The following is an 11,179-nucleotide window of genomic DNA, read 5'->3' on the forward strand; positions in this document are numbered from 1 at the left end:
GACATGGCCACCAGAACTTTGAAAATCATCAATGAAAAAGGGCTGCACGCGCGCGCGTCGGCCAAGCTGGTCGAGGTGGTCGAAGGCTTTGACGCCCGCGCCGAGGTGTCGAAGGACGGTTTGTCCGCTTCGGGCGACAGCATCATGGGGCTTTTGATGTTGGCAGCCTCGCGCGGAACCACTATTGACGTCGAAACCTCCGGGCCGGATGCTGAGGCGTTGGCGGATGCGCTGGAAGCCCTGGTGAACGACAAGTTCGGCGAAGGGTACTGAGCCCGGCACCGCGACACAGGAACGGGAAGACCAGGAATTGGCGGAAACCACGCACGAAACCAAGACAAGCCCGGTTGCGGATGGGGCGTCGCAACAGGGCGAAGTCTACGACCGCAGAACGCTGACCTACGCAAATTCTTTCGACGATCCCTGGACCGCGACCGCGATCAAGGCGATCGAGTGGTGCACGGGCAAGCTCACCATCCTGCGGATGGTCAACAAGTTCGAAAAGCAGAACGAGAACTACCGTGGCCAGAAGTTCTGGGGCGGCGCGCTCAGGACCATGGGCATCGACCTGACCACGCCCGAGGACCAGATCGCACGCATTCCCAAGGAAGGTCCGGTCGTGGTTGTCGCCAACCACCCGCACGGGATGGTGGATGGCATGATCCTGGCAGAACTTATCGGTCGCGTTCGCCAGGACTATCGTATCCTGACCCGCTCAGTCTTGACCGGGCTCGACGAGGCGGCGACCTCCTTCATGATCCCGGTGCCGTTCCCGCATGACCCTGAAGCCCAGCCCAAGATGCTCGAGATGCGCGCCAAGGCGATGGAACATCTGAAGAACGGGGGAGTCGTCGCCCTGTTTCCGTCGGGGGTAGTGATGTCATCTGACACCTGGTTCGGACCTGCGCAGGAACGTGAATGGAACGTGTTCACCGCCAAGATGATCCGCCGGTCCGGGGCCAGGATCCTGCCGATCTTCTTCCCGGGAAGCAACTCCCGCTGGTACCAGATCGCCAACAAACTGTCGCCGATTCTGCGTCAGGGCCTCTTGCTGCACGAAATCGTCCGCTCCTGCAACAAGCCGCAATCGCCGGTAATCGGAGAGCCGATTTCCGATGCTGACATGGAGCTGCTTGAACGAGACCCCCGTGGCTTCATGGCCTGGCTGCGCCAGCACACCTTGGCGCTCGGCCAATCGCGCGCTTCGTGACCCTCGAGTTCATCTGGCCATAAATATCCCGGGGGGTGAGCCCGGATGAAATCCGGGCGAGGGGGCTGGCCCCCTTGTTCCGTCAGCGTGTGGGAACGGGCACCTCGCCGCGATAGTCATAGAACCCGCGGTCGGTCTTGCGCCCCAACCATCCTGCCTCGACATATTTCGTCAGCAACGGGCATGGGCGGTATTTGGTGTCTGCCAGCCCGTCATGCAAAACGTTCATGATGGCCAGGCAGGTGTCCAGCCCGATGAAATCGGCCAGTTCCAATGGCCCCATCGGATGGTTGGCACCCAGTTTCATCGACTGGTCGATCGACTGCACGCTGCCGACCCCTTCATACAGCGTATAAACCGCCTCGTTGATCATCGGCATCAGGATGCGGTTCACGATGAAGGCCGGAAAATCCTCGGCGCTGGCGGCGGTCTTTCCCAACCGGTCCACCACCGTCTTGCAGGTGGCAAAGGTCTCTTCGTCGGTGGCGATCCCCCGAATCAGCTCGACCAGTTGCATCACCGGGACCGGGTTCATGAAATGGAAGCCCATGAAACGTTCCGGCCGGTCTGTCCGGCTGGCCAGCCGCGTGATCGAAATCGACGAGGTGTTCGACGTCAGAATTGTGTGCGGCAGAAGGTGCGGTTGCAGGTCTTCAAATATGGCCTGTTTGATCGTCTCGCGCTCGGTCGCGGCCTCGATCACCAGGTCGGTTTTGCCGATGTCGGGCAGGTTCAGCGTGGTTTTGATCTTGGACAGTGCCGCCTGCATGTCGTCTTCGGTGATTTTCCCACGCGAAACCTGCCGGGCCATGTTGCCTCTGATCGTTTCAAGCGCCGAATCCAGCGCCTCTTTGCTGATGTCGTTCAACAGAACGTCATACCCAGCCAACGCCATGACATGAGCGATTCCGTTGCCCATCTGACCAGCGCCGATCACTCCGACTGATTTCACGTCCATGCTGAGCTGCCTTTTGCGTTGAGGTTCAGGGGCGACCTTATCGGCAGTCCGGGCAGGGCGGCAAGGGGCAGTGACCTGTAGAATTCGCGTAAAAGTCGACCATTGAGATTTTCTTAGTACCTGTGGCCCGACAATGGCATCCGGGTGAAGAAAATGGGTGGATGACATGAGTTATCACGAATCCGGCGCGCTGAGCGCCGAAGAGCCGCTGTGCCGCTATGCAGGCTCGGAGCGATGGTATCGCGGGCCAAAACTGGCACTGGACCGACCATATCTGGCCTGCGTTGGCGCCGATGAAACCTATGGCCGTTTCGTTGCGCGCCCATTTCCGTCTGTCCTCGACGACAAGCTCGACATGCCATGCATCAACCTAGGCAGCCTGTTTTGCGGAGTCGACGGGCTGACGCTGGACACCTGTCTGCTGGACCTAATGAACAACGCCAAGACATGTGTTTTGCAGCTGCCAGGGATTCTAGGCCAAACCAACCCTTTCTATAGGGTGCACGTCCGGCGCAATGACAGGGTGCTTGAAGCGACTGCGGATCTGCGCGCGCTCTACCCCGAGGTGGATTTCGCCGAAATCCACTTCGTCCGACATCTGATTTTGCGACTGGCCGAGTTTCAGGATGCCCGCTTCGAAATGGTGGCAGACTCGCTGAGGCGGGGGTGGCTGACCAAGCTGAGCGATTTTCTGACCCAGGTAAAACCGCCGGTCGTCCTGTTGTGGTTGGACATCGTGCACAGCCCCGACGCGCAGCACCTCAGCCTGCCGGAAACGGTGAAGGTCTCCGCCTCGATGGTCTCGGAACTGGCGCGGCACTGTGCTGGGAAGATCGAGATGGAGGTGCGCCCATCGGGTGAGTCTGACGATCTCGAGGATATGCTTTTTGGCACGATGCAGCAGCCGATGGCGGAGTACATGATCGGACCGGCCACGCATCGCGCCATTGCCGAGCGGTTGCTGTCCGCGATCCGGGATCTGGACTGAGAAAGGCCCGCCAATCGGCGGGCCTTGATCGTTTCGAAGTCGGGCTTTTTCAGGCCAGCTTTTCGGTAAGCTCCGGCACGGCCTGGAACAGGTCGGCGACCAAGCCGTAATCGGCCACCTGGAAGATAGGAGCCTCTTCGTCCTTGTTGATCGCGACGATGATCTTCGAATCCTTCATGCCAGCCAGGTGCTGGATCGCGCCCGAGATGCCAACCGCGATGTACAGATCCGGTGCCACGACCTTGCCGGTCTGACCCACCTGCCAGTCGTTGGGGGCATAACCCGAGTCAACTGCGGCACGCGAGGCACCAACCGCCGCGCCAAGCTTGTCGGCCAGGGCTTCGATCAGTTTGAAGTCTTCTTCCGAGCCGACGCCGCGGCCGCCCGACACCACGGCCTTGGCCGAGGTCAGCTCGGGGCGGTCGCTTTCGGCGACCTTGTCCTCGACCCATTCCGACAAGCCGGGGTTTTCACCGACCGATACGGTCTCGACCGGGGCCGAGCCGCCTTCGCCGGCCGCATCAAAGCTGGCGGTGCGGAAGGTGATGACCTTCTTGGGATCGTTCGACTTGACGGTCTGAATCGCGTTGCCCGCGTAGATCGGGCGCTCGAAGGTCGAGCCATCCACCACGCCCGACGCGTCCGAGATCACCATCACGTCCAGCAGCGCGGCCACGCGCGGCATGACGTTCTTGGCGTCGGTGGTTGCCGGCGCCACGATATGCTCATAGCCGTCGGCCAGGCTGACGATCAGCGCGGCGGTCGATTCGGCCAGACGGTGGCCCAGCGACGGGTCTTCGGCGACCAGGACCTTGGACACGCCGTCGATCTTGGCGGCGGCTTCGCCGGCAGCGGCGGCCGAGCCGCCCGCCGCCAGAACGGTCACGTCACCCAGCTGCTTGGCAGCGGTGACCGCCTTGGCGGTTGCGTCCATCGCCAGTTCGCCATTGTTGACTTCGGCAAGCAGAAGTACAGCCATTACACAGCCCCCGCTTCTTTGAGTTTCCCGACCAGCTCGTCGACCGAGCCCACGATGATGCCAGCGGCGCGTGCCGGCGGCTCTTCGGTCTTGACGACTTCGAGGCGCGGCGTGACGTCGACGCCGTAATCGGCGGCGGTTTTTTCGTCCAGCGGCTTTTTCTTAGCCTTCATGATATTCGGCAGCGACGCATAGCGCGGCTCGTTCAGGCGCAGGTCGACGGTGACGATGGCGGGCATCTTCACGCTGATGGTCTGCAGACCGCCGTCAACTTCACGCGTGACCTTGGCGGTGTCGCCTTCGATGTCCAGCTCAGACGCGAAGGTGCCCTGGCTCCAGCCCAGCAGTGCCGCCAGCATCTGGCCGGTGGCGTTCATGTCGTTGTCGATCGCCTGCTTGCCGCACAGCACCAGGCCCGGCTGCTCTTCTTCGACCACCTTGGCCAGGATCTTGGCGACGGCCAGCGGTTCGATGTCCTGGTGGACGTCATCCGCGGCGACCACCAGAATGGCGCGGTCTGCGCCCATCGCCAGCGCGGTGCGCAGCGTTTCCTGCGCCTGCTTGACGCCGATCGAAACGGCCACAACCTCGTCGGCCTTGCCGGCTTCTTTCAGGCGGATCGCCTCTTCGACGGCAATCTCGTCGAACGGGTTCATCGACATTTTGACATTGGCGAGATCAACACCGCTGCCGTCCGCCTTGACGCGAACTTTCACGTTGTAGTCGATCACGCGCTTGACAGGCACAAGTACCTTCATTTTTGCGTATGCTCCTTACAAAAACGGCAAGCCGCAATGCGACTCCACCAATGCTCTCGTCGGCCTAGATAGCGCCTTGCGGGGCGTCGGGACAGGGCAAAATCGTCACGTCATGTCGTGGGGACGTCGCGTTTCACGCTTTTTGACGTGAAGGAACGAAATATTGTTACCCGGCCGATGGGCGGTTTTGCCGCGCCGGATGGTGCGAAAACGCATTCAAGAGTCTCGGGTTCCAGCGGTTTGCGCCCGCCCTTCGGGCCGGCGCTTCGCTATTCCGGTCGCCACACCGTCCAGTGGACGTTGTGGCGCTTTCAGCGGTTCGCGCCCGGAACCCACAAGACGTCATCGTGGCCGCCGTTGTTGGCGCAGCGGGCTGCCACGAAGAACCAGTCGCTGAGGCGGTTGAGGTATTTCACCGCGGCCTCGTTCACCGGCTCCATGTTGGTGAGTTCGACGGCCAGGCGCTCGGCGCGCCGCGAGACGGTGCGGCAGACATGCAGATGCGCCGCCAGCTTTGATCCGCCCGGCAGGATGAAGCTGCGCAACGGTTCGAGGTCGGCATTCATCGCGTCAATTTCCGTTTCCAGACGGTCGATCTGGGCCGGGGCGATCCGCAGGGGCGGGTAATCGGCCTCGGCGTCTTTTTCCATGTCGGGGCGGCACAGGTCAGCGCCCAGGTCGAACAAATCGTTCTGGATGCGGGCGAGCGCCGCATCGACCTCGCCCTCGGCCTCGGTGCGAGCCACGCCGACAAAGGCATTCAGCTCGTCCACAGTGCCATAGGCCGCCACGCGGCCCGAGTATTTCGCAACCCGTTCGCCATTGCCCAGCGCGGTTTTGCCATCGTCCCCGGTGCGGGTATAAATCTTATTCAGAACGACCATCTACTGCACTCCCTGTCCACGCAAATAGACGTAGAGCACGATCAGCACCACGGCAATGAATTGAAACAGGATGCGCAGCCGCATCATCTTGTTGCTTTTCTTGGCGGCCTCCATGCCGCCCTTGCCGAAATTGGCCACACCAAGCGCCAGCACGACGACGACCGCCGCCATCGCCAAAAGCAGCACACCCATCAAGATATCCATTTCGCCCTCATTCGCGCCTTTGTTCCGTTGCCGAACCATCTAGCCGGACAGGCGGTAAAAGCGAACGGGTAATTTCGCCTCAGATGCGGGACAGGATCCGGTCGATGGCGCCGGTCGGCAGCACGCGCCGCAGATAGCCGGCAATGTAAGTGGGTGTCGTGACATAGTAGCGCGCCTTGGGCGATTTCGCCTCGAGCGCGCGCGCCAGCTTGTTCGTTACGGCCGAGGCGGGCAACTCGAACCGGTCGGGGCCGCTGTCCTCGTAGAGCCGTTTGAGCAGCGCGCCCTCGTATTTCTCGCGTATGGCCGAGTTTTCCCAGTCGATGAACCGTTCGAAGATCGGAATGGCCTTCTCGCGCAGCTTCGAGGTGACCGGGCCGGGTTCGATCAGAATGGCCTTGATGCCGGTGTCGCGCAGTTCCAGCCGCAGCGTGTCGGTCAGGCCTTCGATGGCGTATTTCGTGGCCACATAGGCACCGCGCCACGGAAAGGCGACCAGCCCCAGAACCGACGAGTTCTGGACGATGCGGCCATGCCCCTGCGCACGCATGACGGGAATCACCTGACGCGTCAGTTCGTGCCAGCCGAATACATTGGTTTCGAAGATATGGCGCAGGCCTTCGGTCGGTACGTCCTCGACGGCGCCGGGAAGCCCATGTGCTCCGTTGTTGAACAGCGCATCCAGCGCGCCGCCCGTGGCCTCCAAAACCTCGGCAAGTCCGGCCGTTATGCTGGCGGTGTCGGTATAGTCGATGCGTGGGCTGTCAAAGCCTTGGGCACGCAGGCGGTCGCAATCGCGCTGCTGCCGACACGCGGCAAAAACGCGCCAGCCGCGTGCACGCATTCCGTGTGCCGCGTCCAGCCCGATACCCGAGGAGCACCCGGTAATGAGGATGGATCTCTGCATATCGCTCCCGTGGCTTTCCGTCATCAACAGCTATTGCGGGGAACATGGCAGGGCAATGACGGCATCGCGTCAATTCGCGGTTTTGCGGATCAATGAGGCGGAAATCCATCCGACCTGTTGCTCGGGCAACACGCGCAGGCGCAGCCAGCCGGTGCCCGAGTCGCTAAGCACTTCGACCTTCTGGCCCATCCGGGCCTTGCCGATGATCGGATAGATCGTGCCCGGGCCGTCGCGCATGTTTACTCGTGTGCCGGACACTTCGCGAATGTCCTTGGGTGCGGGTGCCACTTGGGTTGGTGTGGCCTCGGGGCCGACGGGCGTCTCGCGCAGCGCCGGGGGTGGGGTCTCATCAAGCGATGCCAGCGAGAAGGTCTGGCCCTGGCTTTCCAGGCCCGCAAGGGACGCGCCCATTCCGGCGGCGACCTGCGCCAACACGGCGCTTGCATCGGGTGTCTGCGCAACGGGCAGCGGCTCGGGCCTTGGCTCGACCGGTTTTGCAGGGCGCGCAACGGCGCGGGTTACAAGCTCCTTCGGCTTCGCGGCGACCAAGCGGTCAGCGGTTCGGGCTTGGGTAACCAGACTGTGCGTGGCAGCGCGTGTGCCGCGCGGCTCGAAATCGGGGCCTCCGCTCATCACGTAGAAGGCCCAGCCCAAGGCGGCGAAGGTAACAACAATCAGGCGCGTCATGGCGCATCCCCCGGCAATCGCATCAACAAAGAAATCGGCAGCATTCAATGGTTGAGATACTACCATAATCGCGCGCCCGAGTCGAAAGTCGGGGGAAATCGCGGGGTTGGGTCCCCCTGTTGCAAAAAGCCGGACTTGTCCCCAGCAAAATATGCGCTGATTGCTTTACCAAGGGCGTCGGGCATCGTATCACATCATCTATGAACGACACGATCGACGACCCCAATATGGAGACCCCCGACGCGGGGGGCGAGGTGGCGGAGCCGCTGCGCCGGGCAATTGGCGAGCGCTATCTGACCTATGCGCTTTCCACCATCATGCACCGGGCCTTGCCCGACGCGCGCGACGGATTGAAGCCGGTTCACCGGCGAATCCTCTACGCGATGCGCGAGTTGCGACTCAGTTCCTCGGGCGGGTTCCGCAAGTCGGCCAAGATCTCGGGCGACGTGATGGGTAACTATCACCCGCATGGTGACGCCGCGATCTATGACGCGATGGCGCGCCTGGCGCAGGATTTCAACGTCCGTTACCCGCTGGTGGACGGGCAGGGCAATTTCGGCAATATCGACGGCGACAACCCGGCGGCCTCGCGCTATACCGAGGCACGGATGACCATCGTTGCCGAGGCGCTGCTGGAGGGGCTCGACGAGGATGCGGTCGATTTTCGCGACAACTACGACGGCACGCTGCAGGAACCGGTGGTGCTGCCGGCGACCTTCCCGAACCTGCTGGCCAATGGCGCGTCGGGGATCGCCGTGGGCATGGCCACGAACATCCCGCCCCACAACATCGCCGAGCTGTGCGACGCCTGCCTGCATCTGATCAAGACGCCCGACGCACGTGACGACACGCTGCTGAACTATGTGCCGGGGCCGGATTTCCCGACGGGTGGCGTGATCGTCGAGCCGCCCGAGAACATCGCACAGGCCTATCGCACCGGGCGCGGATCATTCCGGCTGCGCTGCAAGTATCAGATCGAGGATCTGGGCCGCGGCCAGTGGCAGATCGTGGTCACCGAGATCCCGTATCAGGTCCAGAAATCCAAGTTGATCGAAAAGCTCGCCGAGCTGATCCAGACCAAGAAGATCCCGATTCTGGGCGATGTGCGCGACGAATCCGCCGACGACATCCGCCTGATCCTCGAGCCGCGTTCGAAAAACGTGGACCCCGAGGTGCTGATGAACATGCTCTACCGCAACTCGGATCTCGAGTTGCGGTTCAGCCTGAACATGAACGTGCTGATCGACGGGGTGACGCCCAAGGTCTGCTCGATGAAGGAGGTGCTGCGCGCCTTCCTCGATCACCGGCAAGAGGTGCTGCTGCGCCGCTCGCGTCACCGGATGGCTAAGATCGACCACCGGTTGGAGGTGTTGGAGGGCTTCATCGTCGCCTTCCTGAACCTTGATCGGGTGATCGACATCATCCGCTATGACGACGACCCCAAGGCCGCCCTGATGCGCGAGAACTGGGGCATCGACCATGTCCGCGCCACCAGCGAGGCCGACTATGTCTCGCCCGCGCCGGGCGAGGGCGAGTTGACCGAGGTTCAGGTCGACGCGATCCTGAACATGCGTCTGCGCAGCCTCCGCCGCCTCGAAGAGATGGAGCTGATCCGCGAGCGCGACAAGCTGATGGAGGAACGCGCCGATCTTGAGGATCTGCTGGCCGACGAGTCCCTGCAATGGGCGCGGATCGCCGAGCAGATCAAGGAGACCAAGAAGAAGTTCGGCAAGGATTACAAGGGCGGTGCCCGCCGCACCCGCTTTGCCGAGGCCGGCGCGGTCGAAGAGGTGCCGCTCGAGGCGATGATCGACCGCGAACCGATCACGGTGGTCTGTTCCCAGATGGGCTGGATCCGCGCGATGACCGGCCATATCGACTTGAACCGCGAACTGAAGTTCAAGGACGGCGACGGGCCGCGTTTCATCTTCCACGCGGAAACCACCGACCGGCTGCTGATCTTTGCCTCGAACGGGCGGGTCTACACGGTCAGCGCCGCGAACCTGCCCGGCGGGCGGGGCATGGGCGAGCCGCTGCGCCTGATGGTCGATCTGCCCAACGAGGCGCAGATCGTCGACATCCTGATCCACAAGCCGGGGCGCAAGCTGCTTGTGGCCTCGGATGCGGGCAACGGATTCATCGTGCCCGAGGATGAGGTTCTGGCCCAGACCCGCAACGGCAAACAAGTGTTGAACGTCAAGGATGACGAGCGCGCGGTGATCTGCAAACCGGTCGCGGGCGACCACGTCGCCGTGGTGTCGCAGAACGGCAAGTTCTTGGTATTCCCAGTCTCGGAACTGCCCGAGATGACGCGGGGCAAGGGCGTGCGTCTGCAGAAATACAACATGGCGCGGGGCCGGCAGGGCACTCTGGAACTGGATGGCGGCCTGTCCGACCTGACCACCTTCAACTGGGAAGAGGGTCTGAAATGGTCGATGGGCGGCGACAAGACCCGGCACGAGCCGGACATGTCGCCGTGGCTGGCCAAGCGGGCCAGCGTCGGGAAAAAGCCGCCCTACGGCTTCCCGCGCGACTACAAGTTCTCGTGATGCGGTTGCGGCCTGCAGGCGAAAACTGCCGATACGGCTTGGCACAGGCCGCATCGGTGCGCTAGATCAGGAAAAAACAGGCCCTATCGAGACGGAACCCATGCGCAAACTGCTGATACTTTTCGCCGGACTGGCCATGATCGGGGCCTGCACCCAGACGTTGGTTGACGAGGCGCCCGAGGACCTTGGCGCCTTCAAGCTGCGGGTCAACTATGCCTATGCGGAAAAGGCGGTACAAGGACCGGTGAGCCGGGACGCGACCCCGCAGGAATGGGTGGATGCGATCCAGAAGGCAGTGGACATCCGGCTGGGCCGGTATCAGGGCACCCAGGAATATGATATCGGCATCAGCCTCGAAGGGTACATGCTGGCGCCGCCGGGCATCCCGGTGATTTACAACCCCAAGAGCACCGCCATCGTCCTGGTCAATGTCTATGATGTGGGCAATAAGCAGTTCCTGGCCAAGGGCAAGCAATTCCAAGTGCTGGAAGACACCACCAGTGACAGTGCGGTCGTGGGGTCGGGCAACAGCCGCACCCGCGAAGAGCAGATGAGCGGGTTGGCCCTCAAGATCGCCGACCGGGTCGAGGAATGGCTGGCCGAAGAACACAAAGAAAACGGTTGGTTCGACCCGCGGCCGGGGCTGATCCAGCCGCTTGAGTCGGGCGAGGCCATACAAAATCCGGCCTGACGCCCGTTTTCCTGATGGTTGTGCTTGATTTTCCGTTGTGAACCCAATATCTCGCGCGCGCAGATGCAAACCGGGACCAAGGGTCCCCCAAACCGCAAAGGGCGCCTGAGGAATGGCAAAGGAAAAGTTTGAGCGTACAAAACCGCACGTCAACATCGGCACGATTGGCCACGTTGACCACGGCAAGACGACGCTGACCGCAGCGATCACCAAGTATTTCGGCGACTTCAAGGCGTATGACCAGATTGACGGCGCGCCGGAAGAGAAGGCGCGCGGCATCACCATCTCGACCGCCCACGTGGAATACGAGACCGACAACCGCCACTATGCGCACGTCGACTGCCCCGGCCACGCCGACTACGTC

The 11,179-nt window shown here is 62.3% G+C and carries 13 protein-coding genes; 6 read left to right on the plus strand and 7 right to left on the minus strand.

The genetic code is table 11. The features are described 5' to 3' along the window. The first annotated feature begins 3 nt into the window (after positions 1–3). Together AC2FNS_RS11240 and AC2FNS_RS11245 are read left to right on the plus strand one after the other, a co-directional pair. A complete protein-coding gene (locus tag AC2FNS_RS11240) occupies positions 4–273 on the plus strand; it encodes an HPr family phosphocarrier protein (RefSeq protein WP_040634596.1) in 270 nt (89 codons plus the stop codon). 37 nt (positions 274–310) lie between these two features. Next, entirely contained in the window at positions 311–1,210 is a 900-nt protein-coding gene (locus tag AC2FNS_RS11245; protein WP_496679249.1) for a lysophospholipid acyltransferase family protein, read from the plus strand. Positions 1,211–1,292: 82 nt separating this feature from the next. On the opposite strand, the gene AC2FNS_RS11250 is transcribed toward AC2FNS_RS11245, so the two are convergent. Beyond that, positions 1,293–2,168 carry a 3-hydroxybutyryl-CoA dehydrogenase gene (locus AC2FNS_RS11250; protein ID WP_496711233.1) on the minus strand — a complete coding sequence of 292 codons (876 nt, stop codon included), beginning with the start codon at positions 2,166–2,168 and terminating at the stop codon, positions 1,293–1,295. A 166-nt stretch (positions 2,169–2,334) separates the two neighbouring features. On the opposite strand from AC2FNS_RS11250, the gene AC2FNS_RS11255 reads away from it, so the two are divergent. Further along, positions 2,335–3,156: a DUF6473 family protein gene (locus AC2FNS_RS11255; protein WP_496711234.1), complete on the plus strand. Its 822-nt coding sequence runs from the start codon at positions 2,335–2,337 to the stop codon at positions 3,154–3,156. Positions 3,157–3,205: 49 nt separating this feature from the next. On the opposite strand, the gene AC2FNS_RS11260 is transcribed toward AC2FNS_RS11255, so the two are convergent. The 6 genes from AC2FNS_RS11260 to AC2FNS_RS11285 all read right to left on the minus strand — a co-directional run bounded on the left by AC2FNS_RS11260 (position 3,206) and on the right by AC2FNS_RS11285 (position 7,575). Continuing rightward, positions 3,206–4,135, minus strand: a complete 930-nt coding sequence (locus tag AC2FNS_RS11260; protein WP_496679245.1) for an electron transfer flavoprotein subunit alpha/FixB family protein — start codon at positions 4,133–4,135, stop codon at positions 3,206–3,208. Next, complete coding sequence (locus AC2FNS_RS11265; RefSeq protein ID WP_496679244.1) at positions 4,135–4,893, minus strand: electron transfer flavoprotein subunit beta/FixA family protein; 759 nt, start codon at positions 4,891–4,893, stop codon at positions 4,135–4,137. Before AC2FNS_RS11265 ends, AC2FNS_RS11260 begins: the two co-directional genes overlap by 1 nt. A 311-nt stretch (positions 4,894–5,204) precedes the next feature. After that, positions 5,205–5,777, minus strand: coding sequence for a cob(I)yrinic acid a,c-diamide adenosyltransferase (locus AC2FNS_RS11270; RefSeq protein ID WP_496688832.1), 573 nt, complete (start codon positions 5,775–5,777; stop codon positions 5,205–5,207). Then, the gene (locus AC2FNS_RS11275) at positions 5,778–5,981 is read right to left on the minus strand and encodes a twin transmembrane helix small protein (RefSeq protein WP_040634599.1); all 204 of its coding nucleotides are present in this window, start codon (positions 5,979–5,981) and stop codon (positions 5,778–5,780) included. Positions 5,982–6,060: 79 nt separating this feature from the next. Continuing rightward, on the minus strand, positions 6,061–6,888 hold the full coding sequence (locus tag AC2FNS_RS11280) for an SDR family NAD(P)-dependent oxidoreductase (RefSeq protein ID WP_496711235.1): 828 nt from the start codon (positions 6,886–6,888) through the stop codon (positions 6,061–6,063). A gap of 69 nt (positions 6,889–6,957) precedes the next feature. Next, positions 6,958–7,575, minus strand: coding sequence for an SH3 domain-containing protein (locus AC2FNS_RS11285; protein ID WP_496679236.1), 618 nt, complete (start codon positions 7,573–7,575; stop codon positions 6,958–6,960). Between the two features lie 200 nt (positions 7,576–7,775). Between AC2FNS_RS11285 and AC2FNS_RS11290 the strand changes: the two genes are divergently transcribed. The 3 genes from AC2FNS_RS11290 to AC2FNS_RS11300 form a co-directional block, all read left to right on the plus strand. Continuing rightward, a complete protein-coding gene (locus tag AC2FNS_RS11290; RefSeq protein WP_496711237.1) occupies positions 7,776–10,124 on the plus strand; it encodes a DNA topoisomerase IV subunit A in 2,349 nt (782 codons plus the stop codon). Between the two features lie 100 nt (positions 10,125–10,224). Further along, positions 10,225–10,815: a hypothetical protein gene (locus AC2FNS_RS11295; RefSeq protein WP_496688836.1), complete on the plus strand. Its 591-nt coding sequence runs from the start codon at positions 10,225–10,227 to the stop codon at positions 10,813–10,815. A gap of 112 nt (positions 10,816–10,927) precedes the next feature. Then, positions 10,928–11,179, plus strand: a 252-nt coding sequence (locus AC2FNS_RS11300; RefSeq protein WP_496787068.1) for a GTP-binding protein, incomplete at its 3' end; no start/stop codon positions are given.

The organism is Ruegeria sp. BHSA191, assembly GCF_059613325.1.